The 25,453-nt window shown below is 59.5% G+C and carries 28 protein-coding genes; 20 read left to right on the top strand and 8 right to left on the bottom strand.

Annotation, left to right across the window (positions count from 1 at the left end; translation table 11 throughout):
- Window positions 1-6 precede the first annotated feature (6 nt).
- The 5 genes from H3V53_RS15065 (at window position 7) to H3V53_RS15045 (ending at window position 4,258) form a co-directional block, all read left to right on the top strand.
- Complete coding sequence (locus H3V53_RS15065; protein WP_176112733.1) at window positions 7-525, top strand: hypothetical protein; 519 nt, start codon at window positions 7-9, stop codon at window positions 523-525.
- Window positions 482-733, top strand: a complete 252-nt coding sequence (locus H3V53_RS15060; protein WP_336598605.1) for a hypothetical protein — start codon at window positions 482-484, stop codon at window positions 731-733. Before H3V53_RS15065 ends, H3V53_RS15060 begins: the two co-directional genes overlap by 44 nt.
- Complete coding sequence (locus H3V53_RS15055; RefSeq protein WP_336598604.1) at window positions 726-1,340, top strand: IncC plasmid conjugative DNA transfer DtrJ family protein; 615 nt, start codon at window positions 726-728, stop codon at window positions 1,338-1,340. The genes H3V53_RS15060 and H3V53_RS15055 overlap by 8 nt, the downstream gene beginning before the upstream one ends.
- A 284-nt stretch (window positions 1,341-1,624) precedes the next feature.
- Window positions 1,625-2,524, top strand: coding sequence for an ATPase (locus H3V53_RS15050; RefSeq protein WP_336598603.1), 900 nt, complete (start codon window positions 1,625-1,627; stop codon window positions 2,522-2,524).
- A gap of 9 nt (window positions 2,525-2,533) precedes the next feature.
- Window positions 2,534-4,258 (top strand): ATP-dependent helicase, encoded by a 1,725-nt coding sequence (locus H3V53_RS15045; RefSeq protein ID WP_336598602.1) that lies wholly within the window; start codon window positions 2,534-2,536, stop codon window positions 4,256-4,258.
- Between the two features lie 14 nt (window positions 4,259-4,272).
- On the opposite strand, the gene H3V53_RS15040 is transcribed toward H3V53_RS15045, so the two are convergent.
- The 8 genes from H3V53_RS15040 to H3V53_RS15005 form a co-directional block, all read right to left on the bottom strand.
- A complete protein-coding gene (locus H3V53_RS15040; protein ID WP_336598601.1) occupies window positions 4,273-4,902 on the bottom strand; it encodes an RNA-binding protein in 630 nt (209 codons plus the stop codon).
- Between the two features lie 250 nt (window positions 4,903-5,152).
- Window positions 5,153-5,662, bottom strand: coding sequence for a hypothetical protein (locus tag H3V53_RS15035; protein ID WP_336598600.1), 510 nt, complete (start codon window positions 5,660-5,662; stop codon window positions 5,153-5,155).
- Window positions 5,663-5,700: 38 nt separating this feature from the next.
- Window positions 5,701-5,910: a hypothetical protein gene (locus H3V53_RS15030; protein WP_336598599.1), complete on the bottom strand. Its 210-nt coding sequence runs from the start codon at window positions 5,908-5,910 to the stop codon at window positions 5,701-5,703.
- A 65-nt stretch (window positions 5,911-5,975) separates the two neighbouring features.
- Window positions 5,976-6,356 carry a hypothetical protein gene (locus tag H3V53_RS15025; protein ID WP_336598598.1) on the bottom strand — a complete coding sequence of 127 codons (381 nt, stop codon included), beginning with the start codon at window positions 6,354-6,356 and terminating at the stop codon, window positions 5,976-5,978.
- A gap of 72 nt (window positions 6,357-6,428) precedes the next feature.
- Window positions 6,429-6,983, bottom strand: a complete 555-nt coding sequence (locus tag H3V53_RS15020) for a hypothetical protein (protein ID WP_336598597.1) — start codon at window positions 6,981-6,983, stop codon at window positions 6,429-6,431.
- 67 nt (window positions 6,984-7,050) lie between these two features.
- Window positions 7,051-7,503, bottom strand: coding sequence for a bactofilin family protein (locus tag H3V53_RS15015; protein ID WP_336598596.1), 453 nt, complete (start codon window positions 7,501-7,503; stop codon window positions 7,051-7,053).
- A gap of 11 nt (window positions 7,504-7,514) precedes the next feature.
- A complete protein-coding gene (locus H3V53_RS15010; protein WP_336598595.1) occupies window positions 7,515-8,396 on the bottom strand; it encodes a hypothetical protein in 882 nt (293 codons plus the stop codon).
- Between the two features lie 86 nt (window positions 8,397-8,482).
- Window positions 8,483-9,094 carry a DUF1845 domain-containing protein gene (locus H3V53_RS15005; protein WP_336598594.1) on the bottom strand — a complete coding sequence of 204 codons (612 nt, stop codon included), beginning with the start codon at window positions 9,092-9,094 and terminating at the stop codon, window positions 8,483-8,485.
- Between the two features lie 665 nt (window positions 9,095-9,759).
- Here H3V53_RS15005 and H3V53_RS15000 point away from each other — a divergent pair.
- From H3V53_RS15000 to H3V53_RS14930, 15 genes are all read left to right on the top strand, one after another.
- Window positions 9,760-10,026 (top strand): DUF7696 family protein, encoded by a 267-nt coding sequence (locus tag H3V53_RS15000; RefSeq protein ID WP_336598676.1) that lies wholly within the window; start codon window positions 9,760-9,762, stop codon window positions 10,024-10,026.
- Window positions 10,023-11,333 (top strand): recombination directionality factor, encoded by a 1,311-nt coding sequence (locus H3V53_RS14995; protein WP_336598593.1) that lies wholly within the window; start codon window positions 10,023-10,025, stop codon window positions 11,331-11,333. Before H3V53_RS15000 ends, H3V53_RS14995 begins: the two co-directional genes overlap by 4 nt.
- A gap of 169 nt (window positions 11,334-11,502) precedes the next feature.
- Complete coding sequence (locus tag H3V53_RS14990) at window positions 11,503-11,712, top strand: hypothetical protein (RefSeq protein ID WP_336598592.1); 210 nt, start codon at window positions 11,503-11,505, stop codon at window positions 11,710-11,712.
- A 12-nt stretch (window positions 11,713-11,724) separates the two neighbouring features.
- A complete protein-coding gene (locus tag H3V53_RS14985) occupies window positions 11,725-12,207 on the top strand; it encodes an NADAR family protein (RefSeq protein WP_336598591.1) in 483 nt (160 codons plus the stop codon).
- Between the two features lie 78 nt (window positions 12,208-12,285).
- Complete coding sequence (locus H3V53_RS14980) at window positions 12,286-13,665, top strand: metallophosphoesterase family protein (RefSeq protein ID WP_336598590.1); 1,380 nt, start codon at window positions 12,286-12,288, stop codon at window positions 13,663-13,665.
- 221 nt (window positions 13,666-13,886) lie between these two features.
- Window positions 13,887-14,420, top strand: a complete 534-nt coding sequence (locus H3V53_RS14975; RefSeq protein ID WP_336598589.1) for a hypothetical protein — start codon at window positions 13,887-13,889, stop codon at window positions 14,418-14,420.
- Window positions 14,408-16,729, top strand: coding sequence for an SMC family ATPase (locus tag H3V53_RS14970; RefSeq protein ID WP_336598588.1), 2,322 nt, complete (start codon window positions 14,408-14,410; stop codon window positions 16,727-16,729). Before H3V53_RS14975 ends, H3V53_RS14970 begins: the two co-directional genes overlap by 13 nt.
- A gap of 565 nt (window positions 16,730-17,294) precedes the next feature.
- Entirely contained in the window at window positions 17,295-17,855 is a 561-nt protein-coding gene (locus H3V53_RS14965) for a phospholipase D family nuclease (protein WP_336598587.1), read from the top strand.
- Between the two features lie 85 nt (window positions 17,856-17,940).
- Window positions 17,941-18,783: a hypothetical protein gene (locus H3V53_RS14960; RefSeq protein ID WP_336598586.1), complete on the top strand. Its 843-nt coding sequence runs from the start codon at window positions 17,941-17,943 to the stop codon at window positions 18,781-18,783.
- 74 nt (window positions 18,784-18,857) lie between these two features.
- The gene (locus H3V53_RS14955) at window positions 18,858-19,136 is read left to right on the top strand and encodes an adenine nucleotide alpha hydrolase family protein (RefSeq protein ID WP_336598585.1); all 279 of its coding nucleotides are present in this window, start codon (window positions 18,858-18,860) and stop codon (window positions 19,134-19,136) included.
- 166 nt (window positions 19,137-19,302) lie between these two features.
- Window positions 19,303-20,535 carry a hypothetical protein gene (locus tag H3V53_RS14950; protein WP_336598584.1) on the top strand — a complete coding sequence of 411 codons (1,233 nt, stop codon included), beginning with the start codon at window positions 19,303-19,305 and terminating at the stop codon, window positions 20,533-20,535.
- 107 nt (window positions 20,536-20,642) lie between these two features.
- Window positions 20,643-22,586, top strand: coding sequence for a hypothetical protein (locus H3V53_RS14945; protein WP_336598583.1), 1,944 nt, complete (start codon window positions 20,643-20,645; stop codon window positions 22,584-22,586).
- A complete protein-coding gene (locus H3V53_RS14940) occupies window positions 22,583-24,619 on the top strand; it encodes a hypothetical protein (protein WP_336598582.1) in 2,037 nt (678 codons plus the stop codon). The genes H3V53_RS14945 and H3V53_RS14940 overlap by 4 nt, the downstream gene beginning before the upstream one ends.
- Window positions 24,612-25,004, top strand: a complete 393-nt coding sequence (locus H3V53_RS14935) for a hypothetical protein (RefSeq protein WP_336598581.1) — start codon at window positions 24,612-24,614, stop codon at window positions 25,002-25,004. Before H3V53_RS14940 ends, H3V53_RS14935 begins: the two co-directional genes overlap by 8 nt.
- Window positions 25,005-25,238: 234 nt before the next feature.
- Window positions 25,239-25,453, top strand: a 215-nt coding sequence (locus H3V53_RS14930; protein WP_336598580.1) for a hypothetical protein, incomplete at its 3' end; no start/stop codon positions are given.

Genomic DNA, 25,453 nt, shown 5'->3' with positions numbered 1-25,453 from the left:
CACCCTATGTCCGCCGTTTTCAAAAACATCATTCGCGATCACAAGCTTTCGCACAAGCTGGTCCCCGTCTTCAACATTGCGCCGGATCTGGAACTCGCATGCTCGCGCGTTGCCGATTTCGTCGGCGAGCGCTTCGTTGGCGACAGGGGGCCGCTGGCCGCAGAGATGATCGAATCAGCGCTGGCGAGCTTCAAGCGAGCCAAGCGTACCGGCGATCAGCACGTCGCATTCATGCAGGGGCTGTTCGAGCCTGCCAAGTCGCTTTACGCGCGCCGCTATGTTGCGCGCCGCGGTGACAAGATCAGTGTCTGGTCGCCCATGCTGGAGCCGATTCCCGCTTTCGAGGAGCGGCATCAGAACAGCGAGCTGGAGATGGTCGACGAGCGTTGCCCGGAACACATTACCGAGCGCACCGCAGCTTTTCAACTGGCGTCGCGCGTCTTGCAAGGCGAAGCGTTCCGTCGCTACTTCGAGGAATACGATGTCGCTCACCGCTACGACAATAGCGAAGTTGTCCCGGGTTGACTACGACACGGCCCGGCGCGCGCTCGACACGGCGAGCGCTTTCGACGATCCGGACGAGCCGCCGCCCGAAGTGTTCAGATCGGGCGCGGGCGCGCGGGCCTACGCCCTGGCGTTCGTCGCCGTCAACCGACCTTTCCTGTTCTGGGGCGGATTGCTGGCGGTTGCCGCAATCCCTCTTCTCGTCGTAGTGAGGCTGATCCATGGCTAGCCGGTTTGGTTCGCATCTGAAGGTCTGGTTTCTCCTCGTTCCTATCCTGTCGATTGCAGTCATGCCTGCGATTCCCGACCGCAAGCTTTTCGAGGTGCCAGACGCCGAAACCGAATCACTCGTCGCGTCGGTCGGGCAGGAAAGGGCGGACGCGGCCGTCCGCTCGGCGAACGAACTGTTCAAGCGCTCATTTGTGGATAACGGACTCCTGCACCGGACTCTCGCAGCGTCGGGCAACCTCAACGGATTCAATGACGGCGGCATATCGAACTTCTCGGCTACGTGGACGGAAAATTTCTGGCTGCTCGCTTACCGGGCGATATTCCGCGCGATGGTCATGAAAATGTGGATCGTGGGCACGCTGTGCTTTGCGCTTGGCATGTTTATCGACGGCACGGCGCGCAGAAAGATCAAGGCAGCGGCGGCCGGCTATGTCAGCCCGCTTTCCTTTCATCTCGCGGGCCACGGCCTGATGATCGTCACGGGCACCCTGTTTGGCGTACTTGTCGCTCCCGTGCCGGTGCTTGCTGCTTACTGGCTGATAGTCGCCGCACTTCTTGGCGCGCTGCTCTGGAAGGCCGCTGAGTCGTTTCAGTCCGCCCGGTAAGTCATCTAAAGCGGATCGGCGTGGCCCGGTCCGCCATTCCTCTGCTTCTTTCCCATTTCGCTTTTCTTCATGCCGGACTGCCGCTCCGCTGTCGGGCGGCAGGTCCTTTTTTCCGCCAGCCGGTGACACGTTAGCGGGCTGTCGCCTTTAAAGGCTTGTGAAATAACGCGTGTTTCGGGCGCTCTGCGCCCGGTGCCGACGCAACAATTGCATTGGTGGGGACGCGTTGTGCGTGCCCGATTACCAACGATGAAACGACACAGGTCCACCAAGGAGAAACGGGCATGAGCACCACCACTGTGGCAGATACCGAACTGGAAAGCCCCGTGACCGCAGATGCGCACGCGTCCGCTGCAACTGCCGCTGCTGCTGCGGCCGATTTGAAAACGCTGGCGCAGACATCGCGCGCGGGTGGCGAGGCTGGTCACGACGGCGCCGAAGAGGGCGAGCGCGAGATCGAAAGCGAGCTGACGCAGATGGAAGCGGACGCGGACCGTCTGCAGAAGGAAGGCGTGATCACGCCCGATGACGCGAACATGAAGCGTGCCGAGGTTGCAAAGGCCCGCAAGGCGTTCCGCGATCTGCCTGGCAGCGAGCGTATCGCCATCATCAAGCGCCGCCGTGAGCTCGGCCGACAGTTGATGGAGCGGCAGCTTTCCGGCGCGGCAGTCGTGCCCGCGAACGTACGCCTGAACCATACGCGGCTGAAGCCGCTATTCGAGCAATGGTGGCCGTACCTGAACCGCATGAGCGTGAACATGCAGCGTTTCGGCGACTCGACATTCGGCGAGGGCGACAAGACCGCGGTGAACAGCTTCTTCGAGAAGCAGATCAAGTCGATTGAAGAATATGTCGATGAAGCGCTGCGCGTTGCGATAGGCTTCCGCGAGAAAAAGGAGGCGGAGCTTCGCGAAGCGGGCGAGTTCGTGTTCGAGCCGTCGATCCCGATGCCGGCGCTCGACATGACTGTCGAGGTCTATTCGCGTTTCTCGATGCGCGTGCTGTCGGCGATCATGAAGTTCGACAAGGTGATGGATCAGTTTGACTTCATGGTCTGGAACGGCATTCGCGACCAGTCGGACGTCGATGACGAGACGGTGCACTTCCTGAAGAAAGTGAATCCGCTCGGCGTTCGTGGCTACATGACGCACCTGCGCCTGATGACTACGGTCCGCGGCCTGTAAGGGGGCGTCATGCTGGACGAACTCAATCCGCAGCAGCGGGAAGTCGCCCAGTTGCGCCAGAATTGCGTGGCGATTGCCTGCCCCGGCGCGGGCAAGACAAAAACGATCGCCACCAAGGCCGCGCTGCTGCTGCAGGACAGCGCGGCTGTTGTGGGCGCGGTGACGTTCTCGAAAGACGCGGCGATCGAGCTGCGTGAGCGCATCCTCCACGTGGCGGGGCAGGCGGTGAAGAAGCGCCTTGTCGCGGGCACGTTCCATTCGCTCGCCTACAAACAGCTTCAGCGTCCCGGTGGGCGGCCGCCTGACATTGCAAGCGACGGTGACCGCCTCGGTCTGCTCATCCGCGTCATGCAGGATCTCGGGCTCGACGGAAAGGCCGAGGACGTCATCCCGACGATTGAAAAGATCAAGACGAATTTCGGCCGGTGCGACGTCAACAGCGCCGACGGCCAGTTGTACAACGCCTACCAGGAGGCGCTGGCCCGCAACGGGAAGATCGATTTCCAGGACATGCTGCGACTCGCCGTTGAAGGCATGCAGAACGGCACGATCTTGCCGTATCCGTTCACTTACCTGCTCGTTGACGAGTTTCAGGATACCGACCCTCTGCAGTACCGGTGGATCGAGCTTCACGCAAAAGCAGGCTCGATCGTAACGGTCGTAGGCGATGACGATCAGAGCATCTACGCTTTTCGCGAGGCACTCGGCTATCGGGGCATGGAATCCTTCATCAAGGAATTCGAAGCCAAGCCGGTCGTGCTTGGAAGCAACTATCGGTGCCGCGCCGAAATCCTCGCGGCCGCTGACCGGGTGATCCGCAACAATCCGGACCGCATCCCGAAAGTGCTCCGCGCTGAAAAGGGCGCCGGCGGTCGGGTCGAGGCATCCCGCCACGCCGACGAGTACGTGGAAGCGGAAGCGGCTATCGAGGCACTTGCACCGTTACTGCGAAACGGAAAGACGTGTGCGGTCCTCGCCCGGACTAACCGCATCCTTGATCCGCTCGAGGCCGTCTGCCGTTCGTATGGCGTGAAGTATCACCGCGCGTCGGGGGCATCGGTTCTCAATCGTCCTGAGGGTGCGTTGCTCTGCAATCTGCTGGAGATCATTGAAGGCGTGAAGGCGACGGGGCTTGACGCGGTGCTGGCGCATTCGGGACTGCATGCCGACCATCTGCGTGCGCTGCACGCGAACATGGGCGCAGAGCTTGTTCAGAAGCCCCGGGCCGAACTGGCCGAGCTGGGCATGCCGGAAGACGTCGCAACGAACTACCGCGAGTTCATGAAGCGGCTCGCCGAATGGCGGGGACTATGCGAGCGGAAATTCTATTCGTTGGTGCTGTCGGGCGTGAATGAGTGGATGCTCAAGTACACGAAGAAGGAAAACGGCGTCCGCACCATCCAGGCGACGTATGACGTGCTGTCGCGTCTGACTGGATCATTCGCCGAGCGGCTGCTGTTCCTCCGGCAGGACAACAACGAGCCCGCAACAGACGCGCTTGTCCTGACGACGATGCATAGCTCGAAAGGGCTCGAATGGGACCACGTCTGGATCGCGCGATCCGAAGACACCATCGTCCCCGATGCCAAATCAACTGAGCCAGAAGAGCGGCGGCTGTTTTACGTCGCGATGACGCGCGCGCGCGAAACGCTGATGATTTCCGGGACGTCGAAGAACTTCGCGTCGCGGTTTGTCACTGAGGCGCAGATCGAAACCGGGGCGCGGCCGGCTTAGCGCGAGAGCAGGCTTCATTGAACCTGTCGGTGCATCCAGTCGGGCAGCTGCGAGTGCGCCAGCCTCGCAACGAGGCAGTCTGGCAGATAGGGGAAACCGAAGTGCGCTTCGAAGAGCGCTGACAGTTCCGTTGGTAGAACTCCCTGCAGGTCCGCCTTCCCGGGGCCGTCGAGCATCAGGTGCATCGGGTCGGCCGCCCTGATACGCAGTCGCATCTGGAACTGCTGCAGCCAGATCATCGTGCTATCGAACGTGCCGTAAAGCGCGAACATCAAAAGACCCGGCGGTGCTGCGAGGGCTTCAGCTTTCCGGGCCCGAAGCGTCGCCCATTGTTCCCGCACCTTGATAACGGGGCCTCTGGACCTGCTGGCGGCGGCCAGGACCGCTTGGGCGAAGTCGCGGCAGTCCGGAGGTCCCGATAGCATCCCATTGACCCTCGCGCGGGCAGTTGCCAGATCGATGGTGTCATCAGCGAACCGGATGCGAATCCGTTCTCCGCACGGATTGAATTCCTCCAGTGCCTGAGCGATCGCGGCCGCATCGAAATGGTCATGGTTCAAAGCTCGCGAATCGTCCGATACCCGCCTGACAGCAGCGAGATCCGGGGCAATCCACATGCCCACAACTACGCGAAATGCGCCCATAGCGGCCCCCGCCTCGTGCTGGATGACGAAATACTAGTCCACGACTAACGATTTGCCGGCACTTTTTGGCTGATTTAATCCGGTTTGGCGTGCAAGCGTCGCGCGCGCCGGGCCGTCGGGCAATACCTGGCGCAAAGAAAAAAGCCCGCTCGAAGGCGGGCTTAAATCCATGGTCGGAAACATGGAGGAGACGAGATAAGTATAAACCCTAATCTCACAAGGTCGCAACAGTTGCGGTCGACATTGGCCTTTACAGCGCGTCGCGGTGAAGCCTTAGCACAAGCTTGTACTGAGGATTCTTCAACGGTACATCAACAGTCTGGCCATCAGCGATTTCAACCGGAATGTCCGACGCCGTGTAGCCGTGCACATCGACGACCTCGGACGTGCAGTCCGCTGTCCCTGTCTTGCGGATCCCGTCGAGTGCCGTGTCCGTCGCCGAAACCGACAGCTGAACCTTTCCGGCATTTACGGAAACCGGGTTGATGAATAGCGAGCGGCCTACGAACATCTTCTCGGCGCTCAGGCGCATCGCGCCCGCCGAGCCCGTGCAGTTCGCGTAGCCAACCTCCTTTCCGCCTCGTTGCAGGTACGGTGTCAGGGTGGTGCCGTCGTTCACGATATGTTGCGCTTGGTCGATCACCTTTCCGTCCTTATACCAAGTGATGTCCAGCGTTTGAATCGTCGCGGCCGCTTGAGCGTTGGCGATGAATCCTGCGGCGATAGCCGTTGCGAAAAGCGCCTTGCGAATCGATTGCATGTGGTTCTCCGTATCGATAGTGAATCAGGTGTTGACCGTCATGGCCGTGAGGCATGCGGCTCGGGAATCAGTGAAGCAATGTGCTGCTCGAAGACTTCGGCACTCAGAGTGAAGCGGCTCCGGTGCGGTGTGTCATCGGGCATCGCCTGCCGGTTGATGAAGCGGCCGTCGCTGAGCATGCAGAAACAGAGCCCATCAAAAGCGGCTTCCTGTGCCGCGGCCTCCCAGTCGACGGCGTGGTAAGTCACGTCGGTTCTGAGGCGGTAGTTACGCTGCGGCGGCGAAGCCGTCTGGGCGTTTGCGCGGCAGCACGTTAGCCAGGGTCACAGAGAGCCAGCTGGTGATCGCTACGCAAAAAAAAACCAATTGCCGTATTGCGCCAGACGCGGCGCGATGTGCTTTCCACGTCGGCACGTGATTGCGCAAAGCTGGCTTGCGCGTCCTCAATCTTCGTCTGAAGTGCTTGTGGTGAGTTCAGGCCGTGTCTGGCCAGAAGCGCTGACGCATCCGCGGGCGGGAGAATGCGTATGTCGCCGGCGAGCTGGGCGAGCCGCACAACATCGGTTTGAATGAGTGAGGCTCGGGCCATAGCTGAGCCGTTATCGACATAGGCCGAGACCATGTTGACCACAGTGAAAGGCATTGCAACGGAAATGGCTACCGCGGCCCATTTGATTACTTTCCTTATCTTCATCTTTCGTCCTTTGTGGCGACCTTCTCAACTTCGCGCCTGTGGCGACTGTGCTGGGAGTCGAGGCAGCGACCGTCAGACAACTTTTGCCCTGATTGTCAGTGACAAGCCGTTATGCGAGATTGTCGTTTCCTGACCCCGAAGCAAGAAGAAATCGCTGATGGTGCTGAAGTCATCGGCGCGAAGCGTTGTTGATACGTCGATCTTGCAGGCAGTCAGAATGGAGCCGTCGGCTCCGACTCGTGGCGTGAGAGCCAAATTGACACTCGAGCGCAACTCGGCGGCCGAGCAACCAGTAGCGGCATCGCAGGAAGCGAGATAGGGGGTGATTTCTTCGCTAGCAGCGGTTCCTTGTTTGCCGTTGTCCGTCAGGATGTTGTACGACTTGAGTAATTTCCCGTCACGGGACAAGGTCACCTCATAGAGGACCTTGAACGGGGCGGACGCCACGGATGGCGCGATAGCACGATCTGGGTCAGACAGATCGACTTCCCAGCCGGTTTCCAGTGCGACCGAAGGGGAGCGCGCGTCGTCGATTGCTGGACTTTGCGCGCCGTTGAATTGCGGGTTGCCTTCAGCGATTGCGCTCGTGGCAAAAAGGGCTAGGACGATAGCAAGGGTCTTTTTCATTCGATTAAACCGCGTGGATGTTGGTGAACGGTTCGCTGGACTGGTAGCTGCCAGCAGTCGGTTTGGATCAGGCCTTGGCGCGGGATAACTCGGTCACGTTCGACTCGGTGTGCTCCTGCGTGGACGCAGCGGTAGACGTGGCTGCGATCTCGGGTTTTGCGCTCTCGTTCGCTTCCGGTTCGACCGTCAGCATGCGGGCCACGCGCTTGAGCGTGCCGTTGAGCGCGGCGCGCGGTCCGAGGCGGATGGTGCCGCAGTACATGATGTCGCCCGAGACGTGTCCGTTGATTTCAAGAGTGCCGCGCGCATGGACGTTGCCGTCGACGCGACCGTCGATACGAACGTGGTCGCCCTGGACGTTGCCATTTATCAGACCTCCCTCGCCGACGTGTAAAAGCCCCTGCGTTGAGATAAGGCCCCCGTCGAGCAGGCCGAAATAGCTGATGCCGTGATCAACGATCATGTCGCCGCTGATGGTGCAGCCGGCGGAAACAAGGGTGATCGAAAGTTCGTTTTTCATGTCGGGACTTCCTAGAACAACTTCACTTCGGCAGACCCGGCGCGGCTTTCGGCCGAGGGGCTGGCGTCTTTATTGGGCTCTGCGCTCTGCTCCGCGCGAGGGCGCGAGATGTGATGGCGAGCGGCGCGCGCCGGTTTGGCTGCTTCGGCAGGTTGCTGCGCCGGCTGCAACGCGGGCGCCGTCTGAGCAGCGGTGGCTGGCACTTTTGCTGTTGTGGCCGCCGGCTGCGCTGGCTGCGTCGCGACCGCTACGGGCTGGGCAGTTGCGGGCGGTGAAGGAGTAGCCGGTTGCTGCGCGACCGCGGTTGCCTCTCTACTCGACCCTGCGCGATGGATTGGCGAGACTGCTGCGAGCTGCGCTTCGCTCGTCAGCGCGGGCGCGGTGCCTGCCGTGGCGGCCTGCGCGCTGCGCGCCGGTGCTTTCAGCGAATCGCGGAACTGGTCGGCTGTCAGGCCAAGTGAGCGTGCCGAAGCAAAGTCGCTCGCGCTCAGTGCGGGCGCGGCAGTAACAGGGTGAGGGGGTGTCGCATTGACCTCCCGGTAGGCCGGGGCTTCCTGATTCGCCGGAGCCGCGTTCAGTGCATCACCTTTTCTGCTGGCGTCTTCCGTTTTCGTCGGAGCTGTCGTTGCTCTCCCGTGGCTCGCCTCCAGGTTCTTGTAGAGCGACGCTGCGCCCATGCCCGCCATCGCGACCATAGCCGCAATGGCCAGGGCGATCGTGGCCTGCCGTGCGCGCGGCGCGATCCCGCCAAGACGTTGATGCAGTGCGCGTGACGGCTCGGGTGCTGATACGTCGTCAGGGCCGGGCAAGGCGGCAATCTGGCGGGGAAGGTCGATGACCATCGAGTCCGGAGCGAACTGAGCGTGCAGTCGCTGGATTTCGCGGATGTCCATGAAAATGCCTCTTCTCGTTGTCTGGATTACAGCCTGCCCGAGGCTGCCTGAAGTCAAGGAAGCTCCGGCAGAGCGGAGTTAGGGGTTCAGTGGGTGTCGTCGGAGTCGGGAAGCAGGACGCCTTCGGCGGCATACCGGTCGTTGTCCGGAATACACAACTGGGGAATCTGCTTGATGCGCGCGGCTGCGGCGTCAAGCGCTGCCTTGCGTTCGTGCGCCATGACTGAGCGGCCGGCGAGGGCTTCCATCGTCTTGAGGAAAAGCTGGTCATAGATTGTGAGCAGGCGAACGAGCCGTCCCGACAAGGGGTGCTTGATTTCGAGTGTCACGCGCTCGGGCGCAAGGCCGGTGCGCCGACCGTGCAGCCGGTTAGCCCAGGCGAGTGCCTTGCGGAAGAAGGTTTCCGCCGTGTGGAACTCCGCTTCCAGTGCGAGGAGCTTGCCGCCGCGCGCGACCGTCATCTTTGCTGCGCAGAAGTTGTAGTCGGAGCGGACGAAGGTGCGGGCAAAATCGGAGTAGTACAGCAATTCGGTTTTTGCCAGCGTCTCAGGATGGATGCGTGCGAGGCGGTCATCGCTGGTGAGGCGCTTGATGGGGCGCAGGACGCCGGAGACCGGTTCAGTCGCAGTCGCAGTGGAAGGGGAAATCAGCCGTTCTGGATCAACCGCCTCGGGCTTTTCCGTATCGAAGCCAGACATAACGTGTTCTCGGTGTATGTGTTCTCTCTCACATAAATTCTCACTGAACACCGATCAGTCAAGCGGGCAAAAGCTATATCAATTTCGCGAGCTTTAAGACGCCTACACCTGTCATTTGCCCGGATACTTCAATCCATTCCCCGCGTCTCTGACGCATCGACCTCGACTCCAAGCCCGGAGTCCATCTTCTTTCTCCAAGTCGTGCCTTTGGGCATGCTCCGACCGGATAGCTACCGGTGTGGATATCTTCTTGTGCTGAATCTGCCCGCTACAGATTCCCCTATTTCAGCTGTGATACTCGTACCCTGGCCTGCATTCATTTGCGCCGGTACATCGTTCGAGCCCAGGTTTTCGGGTGTTCTCTCTCCAGAGCCTGATCTGGGTAGAACGATCGAAGTTGGCTGATCCGTGATTCCTGCGGCGGAATGTATTTTCCGAAAATGGGCTGTTGCGCAGCGTGACCATGCTGCGCGAGGACGACTTTACGTCCTCTGACAGAGCGCTCCGGCTTCCGGTGCCGCTCCCTGCACGCCACGTCCCCAGAAGGGACGTGGCGCGTAGGTCACATCTATCCCCTATTCACGAAGCTCGCTCCCTGACCGGAGCGGGCTTTTTTTTTCGTCCATCCATTCCGGATGGGCCTTTCTCAACTGGAGGTGTTTATGTTGTTGCCCGACCGCCTCAACGCGCGTATTGCCGAGGCCATCAAGGATCAGATCGATAACGAGCGTGCCGCTTCGGATACGTCATCCGACGCCTGGCGCAGCCGCTGTGAAATTGCGCAGGTTGCGATGTACAGCGACGCCCAGCGCTCTGTCTTTATCCACCATGTCAGCGAACGACGCGGTAGCGCCGCAGCCCGGGAGATCGAATCCCAGGCCAGCGCGCTACGCACGAACGCCATCTTTTTTCTCGCAAGGAAACCATCATGAATGCAGTCGTCCAGATGTTCGACAGCGCGCCTCGCAGTCTGGTCGAAGAGCGCGCAATCCGACCGCCGATCATTGGCAAGATCCGGCCCGGTATCAAGGTTCTTACACGCAACGCGCAGGGCAATCCGGCTGCCGTGAAGCTGTACGACGAAATGGTGGCCGCCGGCGACTCTTACGAGACGATCGGAAAGGTGATCGAGTCGAAGCTGAATCTGCGCAATGCGCTGATTCCGAGAAACGTCCCGCATTTCACCTGCAGACGGTCGGACTTCTCGAATCCTGACACCGCCGATGAAATTCTCAAGCTGTACGGAGAGGATCGTGGCGACGGCCTCAAACTGCACCGCTTCCCGGTAATGTTCGCCTTCGACGACTGGCTGCGTAATGTGCCTAATCAGATGGCGGCCTATACGACGACGGGACGGCAGTATTTCTCGGAGTATGGCCGTGACGGCAAGCGGTACTGCAAGACGTATGCACCGGTCGAGCGCGATGAGCGTGCGAAGCGGGCGCGGCGGACGTTCGGTGGTCGCCTTGTCATCCAGCGTCAGGATGACGACATTCCCGACGGAATCTGCGATCCGCACGTGTGTCCCCAGTATCAGGAACGCAAGTGCAACCTGAGCGCCAACTTCGTGTTTGCAATTCCCGACGTGAAAGGCCTGGGACTCATCGAACTTCCAACGAACTCGATTTATGTCCTGCAGAAAGCGTATTCCGCCATGCAGACGGTCTCGCTCGCGCGAGGCAGGCTGACCGGCACGCGCTTCTGGCTGTCGAAGAAGGAGTTCGACATCACGCGGATCGACGACAACGGGCAGCCGGTGCGTCAGAAGCAGATGCTAACCGTGCTCGATGCGGATATCGATCTCGGGGCGTTGCTGGATGCAGGCGATGAGCCGCAGCCAGCGCTCGAAGCGGCGAGCCGTGCAGTTGCCCTGATCGAAGCCGGTGGCAATGTCGAGGTTCTGTCGCAGGCCATGACAGAGGCAGGCTCCGGGACCGTTGCGCAGATGCAGGGCGAAACGGTCGGCGCAAGCAACGCAGGTGCCGACGGCGGTGGCGAGCCCGAAGAGGGCGAGTCGCTTCAAGACAAGCGTCACCGCATGTCCGATCTGCTTAACCGCCTGGGGCTCAGCCAGCCAGATCGTCAGCAGGACTTCCGCCGCTTCGCGCACGTCAGATTCGGGCGTGGCTGGGCGGAAAGACCGGCAGACGTTGATCAGATGAACGCACGCCTGACGGCAGCGCTCGACGATCGCGCTGCGCTTGATGACGAGATCCTGCAGGCAAAGACCTACGTCTAACCTTGGACCGGCCCCTTCGGGGCTGGTCGTTCCTTTCTTCACTATTCGCGTACCGAGAACCCTTCAGCAAGCGGCACTTGCTCAAGCGTTTTCGACCGCGCATCCCTGCGCATCGAATCCTTCCGCCTGACGGCGGATCATTTTCCTGTCTTGATGGAGTATCAACGTTATGTCGAGCGATCTGAGCGCCCTGACGGGTCTGCAGCAGATGCGTTGCGGTGGCTGTGGTGGAGACCTGTTCAAGGTCTTCACCGCGGATCGAACGCAGCGGATCGTTGTCCAATGTCAGCAGTGCATGAGCACGTCGTTTATCGAACCCGTACCTGCGAAGCCGCAGATCAACTGGGGAGAGGGCGACGGCTGCATCACAGTCTTCTAGGAGCATTCCGCGATGCGCAAGGTAGCAAACTTCACGCTGTTTTTCGGCGCTGATGACGCGCTGAGCAACTGGCATCCGTGCCGGTTCAGTTATCACGGCGTGGACTTCACCTCGGTAGAGCAGTTCATGATGTTTTCCAAAGCCAAGCTGTTTGGCGATGAGAATGCAGCGGCAGAAATTCTCGCGGCGCGTCATCCCAAAGATCAGAAGGCGATCGGACGGGGCGTGAAAGGTTTCGACCTTGCGACGTGGGAAGGCAAGCGCGAGTCGATTGTCTATGTCGGGTGCCGGGAGAAGTTTGCCCAGAACCCGGGATTGCGCTCGCTGCTGCTGGCGACGGCACCGACCGAGCTCGTCGAAGCCAGTCCTTACGACCGTATCTGGGGCGTGGGACTGGGCGAGCGCGACCCGCTGATTCTCGACAAGGCGAACTGGCGTGGCACGAACCTGCTCGGCATCACGCTGATGAAGGTGCGCGACACCCTGTCCCGCTGACTTTTTCAACTGCGCCACCTGGCGCACCATCCATTGAGGCTGCCCACGGGCGGCCTTTTTTCTTTTTCAGGAGGCGACGTGAAAATCGCTCACATCTCTGACCTGCATTACTCGCCAGAAAACCTCGATGAGGCTGACCGGTGTTTCTCGTACGCGGTCGATGACGCGCTCAATCGCTGCATGGATGTCGCAGTGATCTCGGGCGACTCTACAGACCATAGGCTTGATGCACATGCGCCGGCGCTAAACCGGCTGGCGACAAACATCAACCGCCTGTCGCTCGGTATGCCGGTTCTTATGCTGCAAGGCACGTTTTCGCACGAGCCGCCCGGCACGCTGCGTAACTTCGCGCTGATGGGAGCCACACACCCGGTTTTCGTTGCGGAGCGCGTGCAGCAGGTCAGCCTGTTCGAGGGGCGTTTCTTCGAATCTGCAGGCCCTGTCTTCAACGACGAGGAGCTTGCGAGCGTGCTGAAGCTTGGCGCCGACGTTGTGTTCACCTGTTTGCCCTCCATCAACAAGGGGCAACTGGCGGCCGCTGTCGGCGCGAAGAATGCAGCAACCGGGCTTGAGGCGGTTCTGGGTGACTATCTGGCAGCGGCTGGGCGTATCAATGCTCGGCTTCGGGCAGCAGGCATTCTAACGGTCGGTGTGTCGCACGGCACGGTCAACGGTTGCACGACTGAGCATGGCGTCACGATGGCGGGCTTCGATCACGAGTTTTCGCTCGGTGCATTGTTCGAGGCCGAATGCGACGCCTTCATGCTCGGCCACATTCACAAGTCGCAGCAGTGGGAGCGCGGTGGCCGTGTTGTTGCCTATGCGGGTTCCCCTGGCCGGTTTCACTACGGCGAGGAAGGTGACAAAGGCTATCTGGCGTGGGACGTTGAGACGGGAAACGCGAGAGCGTTGCTTGTTCCAACGCCGGCGCGGGAGACGGTCTGCGTTGACTTCGACGGCCCTCCGGACATGGAGCGACTCGCTGCCATTGCTGCTGAGGCGGGCGACAAGTTCGTTCGTGTTCGTTGGCAGGTGGACGAGGAGCATCGTCAATCGGTAGACCGGGATGCAATCGAAGCGCTGTTCGCTGGTGCGTCTGCTCTCAAGCTGGAGCCGCGCATCCTGCCGGTCGTTCGCTCGCGGTCGCAGGGCATCAGTATCGAGCCGACGGTCGACCGAAAGATCGAACGGTGGGCCGAGCATGCGAGCGTTGAAGCTGCGCCGATCGTTGAGCGGTTCCGGTTGCTCGAGTCGGGCTATCCGGAGGCGATTGCCGCTGCGGTGCTTGCCGGCCTGACCGATGATGAGGTAGGCAGTGCTGCTGTTGGCGACAGTGCTGTGCCATCGCTGCCTGAGCCAGCCTCTTCGTCGGAAAGCGATACGGTGCCTGATGCGACCGTCGAGGTCGTGCCCGCAGCGCAGAAGTCGTGGCTCGACGATGATCTGTTTGCAGCGTAGTTTGCTGCCCGAATGCGGGGGAGGCCGGTATGGCTCTCCTGCAGTGGGACAGTAGCCCTGTTCCGATAGCTGCCACAGCTATCGAAACGAGGTTTCACCGCGTCTTTCGACGCATCGATGTAGTCGTTGCTTCACCTTTCTCAGCAGTTTCATTTTCTTTTACCCTGGCGGGGAGCGATCCCTACCGGGCGCACTCCGCCTGACAACAACGGAGTGCAATCATGTTTGGTCTTTATCCTGCCGGTTCCGAGTGGGTTCGCGTGTTCGCCCTGGACGATCAGGACGAACGCGACATCCAGAAGTCACTCGTCGACCATGCTGGCTTCACGCCCGCAATCCTTCACCAACCCTTTGGGAAGGATCGTGGAGCAGTGCTGGCGCAGTCCGGCCCGATGCTCGTCCTTCGTGCGACGACACCTGGATCGAATCAGGTCGTTGTCACGGCTGCCGTCGAAATGCAGCACCTGCTCTGGTCTTATCACATGGGCATGGCGACGCAATGGTCCCCGATGGAGATTCGCACCCTGACCGGCTATGTGGGTTGGGACGAACTTCTCACGGGTGCCCGCCGCGAATTTGCCCGGGCCTGTGAAAAAGTCGAGGCAGCAATCGCAGGCAAGCTTCATGCGCCTGTGGCGGTTGCAGAGAGAGTCGACCCGATGGTCGAGCCTTTTCCCGACGATGACGATGTCGCCTTCTATTCGCGTATGGCAGCAATGTCCGAATCGATGGAGGTGTCGTCATGCGGCCTCTGAAACTGACGCTCGAAGGCTTTTACGGCGTTCGTGACGGGATGAGGCGCGAGAGCGTCACACTCGATCTGGAGTCGTTGCCGGAAGGCCTGATCGCGCTTGTCGGCCCTAACGGGGCGGGCAAGACAACGATAATGGATAACCTGCATCCGTATCCGATCATGCCGTCGCATGCCTCGATGCTTTCGGTCGATGCCTTTTCGTATTGGGACCACATCTGTGGCACCAGTGCGCTGAAGGAACTTGAGTGGGAGCACGACGGCATCCGTTACCGCTCGACGTTTTCGTTCAGGAAGCCCGGTAAGACAGGCAAGGCGGAGTACTACCTTGCATGGCGTGGATCGGACGGCGCGTGGCATCCCGTTACTTTGCCCGACGGCACAGCGTCGGACGGCAAGGCGGCGACGTATAACCGCTGTGTCGAAGCCATCAACGGCTCGCTTCAAAGCTTTTTCACCAGCGTCTTCTCCGCGCAAAACCGGCGGCCGCTCGCGTCGTATGGCGCGGGAGAGATCAAGACGCTGCTCGCGGAGATGCTCGGCATTGAACATCTGAAGGCGCTGTCGGCGAAAGCTGGCGACGTCGCGAAGATTCTTGGCCGTGCGCTCGGTGAAATCCAGACGGACCTGACTGCACTCGCGGGCAAGCGGCAGCGTAAGGCGGATGTCGAACGCTCCGTGCTTGCACAGGGCGAACTTCTACGCGATACGCGCGCGCAACGCGATCTGAAGCTTGAGGAAGCTGCGAAGCTGACTCAGGAGCGTGCGACGCTGGCTGCGAAGGCGGGCGAATCGGCAACAGCCGAAGCTCGTCTGCGCGAACTGTCGGTCCGCGCACAAGAACTGGTCAAGGGCGTGCAAACGCTCGATGGCGATGAGCGGGCAGCAGCCGCCCGGACCCAGCAGCGCGTGAATGTCCTGAAGCAGACGGTGACGACGCATCAGGCGACGCTTGCCCGCAAGGAAGCGATTCTGGGAGCGGCGGCGAAGCGCGATGCAGCGCAACTGCTAATCGGTCGCGAGGAGGCAAAGCTGGAGCCTCTGCAGCGTGTAATCGCCGATCTAGAAGCGAAGCAGGTCAATCATGCGACGCTTCAGACCGCGCTTTCGGGGCTCATGACGCAGGGTCAGACGAAAGCCGCCCACTTCGAGACGTTGACGAAGCAGGCTGCAGTCGTCGACCAGGTGCCGTGCGTGGGGCATGCGATGCATGCCACGTGTCCGTTGCTCAGTCAGGCGCTACAGGCCAGATCGCAGGCAGAAGAGCAGCGTGTGTCGGTGGCCGAACTTCGTGCGCAGTATCGCGAAAAGAAAGCGCAGGCCGACCTGCTCGCTCCCGTTGTCGCGGAGCTTGCGGCAAAGCGCGGCGAACTTGCTGCGTTGACCCGCACCCTGAGCGACGCTCGACGTGATCTGCAGGCGGCGACTGAACTTGCTGCCAGCAAGCCTCTCCTTGATGCCGCCGCGACGGGCCTTGAAACCGCCAACGCGGAACTGAGGGAAGTCGCGGAAGAAGCGGCTGCGCGAGCTGCCCGGTACGAGTCTGAAAAGGCGCGTATGACGGCGGAGATGGTCAGAATCCAGCAGGAATCGAAGCAGCTTGCAGCCGTCGATGTGACGGCCGCAATTGCAGAGACCGACCGGAAGCTGTCCGCAAATCGCGAAGCAGTCGCAGCGCTCGAGGGCAGGATCGAAGGTGCGATCCGCGCCCAGACAGTGCTACAGGCTGAGGCCAACGGACTGGATGCAGACCTGAACGGGTTCTCTGCTACGCAGCGGCGCGCCGACCGGCTCTCCGATGAAATTGCGCAGTGGAAGCTGCTCGCGAAAGGGCTCGGCAACGACGGCGTCATTGCGTTAACGATCGACGACGCGGGTCCCGCACTGGCTGACACCGTCAACAGGCTGCTGCTTGCCTGTTACGGCACACGCTTCACGGTCGAAATCCGCACGCAGCGCGCGCTGGCAACAGGCGAGCTGCGGGAGGGTTTCGAGATTCTTGTGCATGACGCCGAAGCCGATAGCACCAAGTCGGTGTCGGTGATGTCCGGTGGCCAGAAGGTCTGGATCAACGAGTGTCTGACACGTGGCATTGCGCTCTATCAGGCGCAGAACACGGGTCAGCCTTACCAGACGCTTTTCAGTGACGAGTCCGATGGTCCGCTCGATCCGCAGCGCAAGCTGCAGTTCATGCGGATGAAGCGGGAGGTGCTGAAGCAGGGCGGGTATGAGCGGGAGTTTTTCATCTCGCAAACGCCCGACCTTGTCAACGAGGCCGACGCCGTGATCGACGTTCAGGCACTGGCCGCGTGACGCAATTTTTTTTAACCCTGTGGGGAACGCCCCCACAGGGCGTTTCTCGCCTTTTTTCCTTAAGAGAAACGCCATGTCAATCAATCGAAATTCCCGAACCCGTACCGAAGCAGTGACGGTCTCGGTTCGTCCTGCCGTGCCTCGGTCTGGAAACACGCACCTCTATGTCCTGAACGGCTCGCTGTTGCGTGACGTTCTTGTCGATGACAAGTGGGTCACTGTCCAGACGGCCGACCCTTCTGATCTGCGCACCGCGTAAGCGGAGCACCTTCCCTTTTCTCGAGAAACCACGATGGAAAATTTGCTTTTGCTGCTGTTCGCAGCAGGCTCTTCGTCGCTCTGCGCCTGTACTGCGCAGCCACAGGCGCACGCAGTAAGCGCGCGTCCCGCGATTGTCGTTCATGCCCCGCGAGGCGAGCCTGGTGACTTTCGCGTTTGTCCCGACGGCAGGCTGATCACATTTCCGGTCAGCCATCCCAAAACCTGCACCTGAGCGGGGCATCGAAACGCCTTGGCACCCCTTACAGGGGCCGGGGCCTTTTCCGGTAAGCCAACGGAGCTTCCCATGAAAAAGCAGATTGTCGTTGCGACGGTCGTCGGAGCGCTGGTAGCGGGCGCTGGCCTGCTATGGACGCAACCCGCTTTCAGCGCGGCAAATGATGTGCAGGTCGCCTTTTCGCCGGACGGAGGTGCCGAGCAACTCGTGCTGCAAACCATCCGCAGCGCACGGCTGTCGATCCGGGTGATGGCCTACTCGTTCACTGCGGCGCCAGTCGTTAGAGCATTGCTCGATGCGAAGCGGCGGGGTGTTGACGTGGCAGTCACTGTCGATTACCGCAGCAACGTTGACGAAGACCGTAGTGGAAAAGCAGCGGCCGCAATGGGCGCACTCGCGTATGCAGGCGTGCCCGTCATTGTCGTTCGCGCGTTTCCAATGCAGCACAGCAAGTTCCTGGTAGTGGACAACGCGACGGTCGAGACCGGTTCGTATAACTACAGCCAGGCGGCCGCGCGCGTTAATTCTGAAAACGTGCTGGTGCTATCGAACCATCCTGAGATTGCGAAAGCGTATCTGGATGACTGGAAGGCGGTGACGTCGCAGGGCGAGCCGTACCGCGCCCGCTAACGGCGATACAGCCTCGTTTTTTTTTCTATGACCGTCGCGGGAGCGATCCCGCCGGGGTCGCTCCGCATTCACTTGTGGAGTTTTCATGGTTAATGCAGCACCACTATCAACGGCTGCAATGCCTCGCTGGCTCGCGCCGTATGCAAATAGCGAGAAGCAGGGCTGGGCGCAAGCGGTGATGGCGTACGCCGATTACTATTGCGTCGATGGGAGCGCTGACGATGATCCCGAGGTTGAGGAGCGTCTGATCATGCACCGCCCACCGATGGTGGGCTATGCGAGCCGTACCGGCACGCGCCGCAACCTTGATGCGCTGGCGCTTGCCGGCTGGCATCTCCTCGTCTCGGCGAAGGGCGAACACCGTACCGAAGGCATGCGCTACGCGATCGACAACGGCGCGTGGACAGCCTACCAGCGAGGCGAACCGTTTGACGAGTCCGCGTTCCTGGCGGTCGTCGACAAGCTCGGTGAGCGCGCTGACTGGATCGTGCTTCCCGATGTCGTGCAGGGCGGCCTCGCTTCTCTCGACTTCTCATTGCGGTGGATGGAGCGTCTGCGAGGCATGCCCTCGCAACTGCTCATCGCCGTGCAGAACGGGATGCAACTGGAGGACGTCGCGCCATACCTCTCGCCCGTCGTTGGAATCTTCATCGGCGGATCAACCGAGTGGAAGGAATCGACAGCCGAAGCGTGGGGGCTACTCGCGCGTCGACGCAATTGCCATCTGCATGTCGGGCGGGTCAACTCGGCGCGCCGTATTCACATCTGTGCGGCCGCCGGCGCTGACAGTTTCGACGGCAGCGGGCCAAGCCGCTTTTCCAACGCGTTACCACGGCTAGACCGCGCGACCCGGCAGCCTGACCTTTTCGCAGCGGCCGATCAGTCGCTCGAAGAGGCACAGGCAGCAAGTCTGGGTCTGACCTTGTAACGCACACGTGACTTTTTGACCCTTTCGGGAGCCGATCCCCGAAAGGGTCGCTCCCATCTTTTCCGGAGCGAACGATGGACCGTGACATTCATACCTTGATGGAAAACGCCATTGCGTCGATGCAGTCTTATATCGAGCAGGGCCACGTGCTGGCCGCGGGTGTAAGCGGCGGCAAAGACAGCACGTGTGCGATGGTGCTGATGCTTGAGGCAGTCAGGCGCGCAAAGCAGGTCGCGTCCGACGTCAGACACTACATCACGTCGTCGGACACGACGATCGAGATACGGATAAGTTCTGGCAGAAATACCTGCCTGTGTAAGTTATTTGGAAATGGACATTTCATCCTGGCGTAACTCAGTTTTGACATGATGGACAAATCACCACAATCCCGGCTCATTCACGGCTACTGCCATTTCAGCCTCGATGGATCAAGTCCGTTTCGTTTGCCAGCCAATCGGTAGGTAATCGCAGCACGGGGGCAACAACACTTCAAAGGTCGACCAACAATCTGGTGAGTGCATGATGAAGCCAACGATCAAGTGCGCGGTTTTGCCGGTTTTCGTACTGACTGAAACGTGTGACAAAGCTGACCCTCTCGCTTTACAACGAGTGATCCCAGCGGGCGCGCATCGGGACGAGCAAATCTATTACCTGCGAGAGGTCGCGAAGGCCGTCGATTCTTATGGTGGCCAACCCAAGTGGGTCAAGTTCAACTACAACCTCTTTCCGGTCGTTCTTGATAGCCGTGGCGTTCCATGGGACGCAGCTACGATTTACATTCTTTCTCGGTCCCAGGCGCAGTTGCACCCGGATATGACGACGTTCCAGGGAATCGCCGACGACTTGGCGCTTTTTCTGAGGTTTCTGGAGGAGTTCGAGGTCGACTATCTTTCGTTCCCTCGTTTTAAGTTGCAGCGGCCGACCTATCGGTTTCACGGTTATCTGAAGAACCGAATTTTCCAACGGAAGATTGCGTCTGCAACGGCCAGACGCGCCATGGGGTCAGTAATCGCCTTCTATCGATTTCTGGTCGCCGAAGGCATGTTCACACCGGAGAATCCCCTCTGGGAGGATCGAGACCAGTATCTGACGTTCAAGGACTCTCGGGGGCTCGCGATCAGTAAGCGGGTGAATGTGACGGACGTGAGCATTCGCGCCCCGAAGCAAGTCGATCCATACGATGGATGCATCAACGACGGCGAACGATTGAGGCCTCTGTCTCAAAACGAACAGCAATGGCTATTCGAGGCGCTGGCTGCGCTTCAGAATCCTGAGATGCTCTTGATCCATCTGCTGATGGTGACGTCCGGCGCCAGAATCCAGACGGCCCTGACACTTCGATCGGCCGACGTGCGCGATGAACTCCCCGAGTCGGCGCGAGAGTTCCGTTGCAAGGTCGGTCCCGGAACAGGCGTGGATACGAAAAACAACAAGCAGCTGACACTGCATATCCCTCGTTGGGTGTACGAGATGCTGAGGCAGTATGCGGCGTCCGATCGGGCGGTCGCGCGGCGCAGCAAGGCGAAAGGCGGCGACAACGATGATCAATATCTCTTTCTGACCCAGCAGGGATCACCGTACTATCAGCAGAAAGCTGAGAGCTTGCGCTTTGATCCAGAATTCGATCGGCGGTACCGTGAGCGCGGCCAAGCTTTTCGAATGTTCATTCGCGATCGGATCATACCTTGGGTCCGCCAGCGCTACGCACCCCGTTCGCGTGCGAATGGGACACGAAAGCTACGTCACGACTGACCTGTACCTGAACTTCAGGTCCAACCAGGAAATAGTCAATGCGGCTATTGACGGACACGAAACCTACTTTCGAGATTTGATAGAGAAAGCGTGGCGGGGAACTCTCCATGCAGAAGCATAGGTCTTTGAAAAGTAGCGTGGAGCAATTTTCGTATCGACCGATAGAATTGCACCCGCTTCCCCTGGCCAAGGGCATATCCGTCCTCCATCCGGAGAGCGCCGTCATTGTGTTTGATGGCATGGCAAAGGACGTTGGGGCGCTCTGTTACATGCGTCGCCAGAGTAACGTAGCAATGATCAATCGACGTGTCAGACGGGCTAGAGCGGTGGATCTGGATTCGCTCGATCTCGCTAGAACTCGGCTGATCGGTCGTTTTATTGCGCTCGCCTCCGACCTGTTGTACTGCGGCTTTACCAACTCGACCGTGCATGGGTGGGTGGGGTTGTGGATCATCCTGATGGATTGGGCTGATGAAAACGGGCACCCGGATGTTTGCGGCGGAGGCGAGGCAACCTACGTTGGCTTTCGCGCCTATGTGGACTACCTGAGACATCGACTCGATACAAATCAAATCTCGCAGAGAACTGCCTCATCTCGGCAGTTCGCAACCTTGAGACTGATGGAGCGGCTCACCGGTCTACATGACATTCACCGCGGTGTTCGGTTAATCGATATCGCGCGTCCCGGTGATTCGCGTACCACTCCGCCTTCCGAACACGATCTTGGGCGGCTCGAAGGACTATGTGACGCCATCTTTCGAGGGCATAGTGACCTGGTTTTGGAGGGTCGCAAGTTTCCCTACAAAATGGAAGTTCCAAAGTCTCTCGCTTGGGATCGCGATTATGTTTGGCTTTTCCCGCTTAACGGCTTGGCGACCTCAGTTGGTCGGGGCGAGAACGGGTCGGGTGGCGGTCGTGCTTATGCGGCGTATGACTTCGAAAATGGGCTAGTTGCCACCGTCGATGAGATTCGGTCCCGGTTCAATGATGTATCCAATGCTTACAGTTCCATCCGGTATGCACGAAATCGACTCCTTGAGGCCAATCGGAATGGTCGGCACCCTGCAAGGATTGCTGCCGCCGTGCGTGCTCACAATGCTTTCGTGCTTCTTTTCCTCGGGCAAACGGGCATGAATATCTCTGTGGCTTTCGCTCTGCCTTGGGGCGCTGAATATAAGGTTGGAACGTCCCAGCAGGGGTTCAGGGAGATAAAGTGGCGAGCTGGCGGAAAGCTGGTATCGGTTGTAATCCGGAATAAGTTCCTGCCATTGTTTTCGAAATTCATCGAGATCCGTGGTTACCTACTCGATGGTCGCGAATGCGACCGATTGTCTTTCGGTTTGGGAACTGAGCATCGAGGCGACCCGAAGCCGATGACGCAAACGGGACTGGAATCGTTCTACACATCATTGCAGAGGGTCGATCCAACTATTCCACGGATCAGAAACCGGAAGCTACGTGCGGCCAAACAGGATTACCACGTACGAAACGATGATCCGTCCGTCGCGGCTACCATCATGGGCCATTCAGAGGAGACCGCGAGGCGCCACTACACAGCCGGCAGCGAGTCGGCTCATCACGAAGAGATTTCGACCTTCCTGACCAAAGTTGAAGAGTCAGCCCTCAACAAGCGGATAGTCTTACGGGCGAACGAATTAGTGGATGGAGGCGTGCCCGGACATCTGGGGACCTGCGCTGAATTTCATGCTCCTCATGCGATTGGCGACGCCGTCCCCGTGGCACCAGATTGCGGTCGGCAGGAGGGATGTCTGTTTTGCGACAAGCACCGAGTTCATGCTGACGCCCACGACGTTAGAAAACTGGTCAGCTGTGCTTTTGTCATTCAGCAGACAACGTATCTGCCAGGGGCGCAGACCTACTTCGAACCGGTCCTAAATAGAATTTCGTCGCTGCTCGACGCGGTCAAAGCATTCGACGGGATGGCATCGATCGTCTCTGAGATTGAACACGAAGTCGAGGAGTACGGCCAACTCGACGCCTATTGGGCGGAGAAGTGGGCATTGCTCAACGAGCTAGAGGTGATCGTATGACTCGCACGTATCAGGCCAAGCTGGACCTCCCGGCAAGCGCGGCGCTGCCGGACGAATGGGACATGGCTTCGACAGGCATTACACCGCCGGATGACTTCGTGGTCAGCCGATATGCAGACGGAAAAGTAGCATCGCGGTTCGCGGATCTTTACTGGAACTGGACCCCCTACGATCCTGATGGCCGCGCAAGCTGGCTGGTCTTTAACTATTGGCAGAAAACCACGTCCCGAATCGAACGCCCCATGCGGGAACCGATGTCGGCGTTGCGGTCCGATATCGTTAGAGAAATGCAGCGGTTTATGGCTCTTCTGATTTACAAAAAGCGAGGAGCGTCGCTCAGTTTTCGTTCGCTAACCGAGCTTTCGAGCGCCCTCCGTCTGATGGCGCAGTACAGCGAAAAGCAGGAAATTCGCTTCGGAGATTTATGGCAATCATCGGCTCGGCTGGAAGATTTCTGCGCCTCGTTAGAGACCAAACATGTACTTACCAGGGTTTCTCGCCTCATGGCTACGCTCATGGCGATGAATCCGGAAACCGACATAGGCTTCCCATTGGGGTGCGCCGAACTATTCGCTACGCTGCAAAAGCGTGTGAGTGCTTTCCCGGCAAACAGGCAAACGCCACCGATGCCAACTCGGGTCTATTCGTCAGTGCTGTCGGCTCTAAACAGTGAGCTAAACGACTTCGATGCGGTATCCGATCGTTACCTTGCTCTCGTCAGGCGCATTGCGGCCCTCCGCGCGATCCCTCGTGGAGGGCGAGAGAGCCTGTACGATCTGACCGCAATGATCGCAGAGCATGGACTGACGGAATATTTTCGTGAAAAAGGTACCAGTGCGACGGTTCATGGGGTGTCTAGTGGCCTCTCAGATATCCAAGTCGTTTGTCGCTTGACAATTCAGGCATACACCGGCATGCGGCACAGCGAGGCGCAGACGCTGCCGTACCACTGCCTCGCGACGGAAAAGCGCCCCGGTACGAGGCATTATTTCCTGTCTGGACGAACAACGAAATTCGAGAACGGGCGTATTCGTCGAACTCGATGGGTGACCAGCACGGAAGGGGCGAGGGCGGTTTCCGTCGCCCAGCGTGTCGCTTCAGTTATTTACGATGTGGTCGAAAATATTCCAGTCGAATCCGATGACCGGATTAGCAGGTATCCGTTGTTCGTCGCGACTTCGTACCTGGAATTTTCCGGTAAGCCGACGTATCAAGCCGTACGGCAGGATGCGTATCAGACTTCTGACAACCGATTGTCCAGTCCACCGTATGCGCGCTTATTGAAGCGGCTGCGTCCCATCGTCCTTGATGAGGACATCCGCGAGTTGGAGGAAATCGACCCGCATCGCTCCTGGGGCGAAGATCCCGAGTACGCCGTTGGCCAGGCATGGGCGTTGAGATCACATCAATTCCGGCGCTCGCTCGCGCTATACGCACAGCGTAGCGGCCTGGTCTCCCTGCCGTCGCTCCGGAGGCAGTTGCAGCACATTACGAAGGAAATGTCCCTCTACTACTCGAAAGGGTCCGTTTTTGCCAGGAATTTCATTGAGGATGATCCCGCAGACTACAACGAGCACATTTGTAAGGACTGGCGCGACGCTAAACCCGTGTCCGAGGCAATGGCATTTCTTCGTGACGTTGTGTTCGCCGATGAGCCTCTGTTTGGTGCGGCAGGCATCTTCGAACAGCAGAAGAAGAATCGCGGGCAAATCGTAGACCGAGAAGTAACGGTCAAGCAGTTCAAGAAGGGATTGACGGCATACAGGGAAACCCCTTTCGGTGGCTGCGTCAAGGTCGGTGAGTGCGATAAGACCGGCCTGAGAATGATGGGCGTACTGTGCCTGCATGATTGCAAGAATATTGTAATAAAGCTCTCCAAGCTGAATCGCGCCATCGATCAGCAGCAGCATTTGGTCGAGTCCCTGGAGCCGTCTTCGATCACGTATCACATTGAGAGGGACGACTTGGACTCAATGCTACAGGCCCGGAAACGTTGCCTCGAAATCGCCAACAAGGATTCAGACCATGGCTGACACGCTCAATGACTACTTCCAGGCGCTCGAACGCTTGAAATGTGGCACTTCAAAGGTCGTGCCGAAGGGCACTCGAATTTCGAACGATGTCGTTGCATTGGAAGCTGGACGAGGGAAGGGAAGCATCAAGAAGTCGCGCGAGATGTTTGCCGAGTTGATCGCGGAGATTTCGGCGGCGGCGGCCCGGCAAGCGAAACTCGCTGTTAATGACGCCGGCCCAGCTATCAAGGCAGCAAAGCACCGGGCAGAACAGTATCGTCGGCTGTGGGAAGAGGCGCTTGCGCGGGAGGCTTCGCTACTGATGGAGCTTCTCGAAGTACGTCGGGAAATGGCACGGCTGACTGGCGAGAAGGTCCTACCCATTCGCCGGCGCCGAGAGGCTTGACCGATAGGGCACAGGGATAGCGTGACTAGCTGGGCGCTGTGCTACACCGCGCCCAGCCGTTCGATCGGCATCAGGTACCCAACTTTAGCCGCACGCAGCACCACTGCAAACCGCCGGGGATTCGGTGACAATTGAAAGACCTAGGATTTTCGTTGCCTTTCCGGGCTGGACTGTCGCTCGTCGGCCTATCCCCATCAATATCCCCCGCGCGAACGCGCATCGAAACGATCGCTCTTGCGCCAATTTGATGCGCATTTCGGCGGCCGTAATCAGCCAGTTCCGGCATCTCGAGTGCTGCAACAGATGTTCGCGAATACCGAAGCGGCAGCCGAACCGAAGGCCGTTGCCGGTCCAGCTTGTGTGGAAACTGGTTTTCCGCGTCTATGCGAGCGATTGCCGATCAGGTCAATCTTGTTCGGCCCAGACAGCTTGCACCGATCAACCATCGC

The sequence above is a fragment of the Paraburkholderia bengalensis genome, assembly GCF_037126505.1.
Classification (GTDB): Bacteria; Pseudomonadota; Gammaproteobacteria; order Burkholderiales; family Burkholderiaceae; genus Paraburkholderia; species Paraburkholderia bengalensis.
This window is presented reverse-complemented; position numbering and strand designations above follow the sequence as displayed.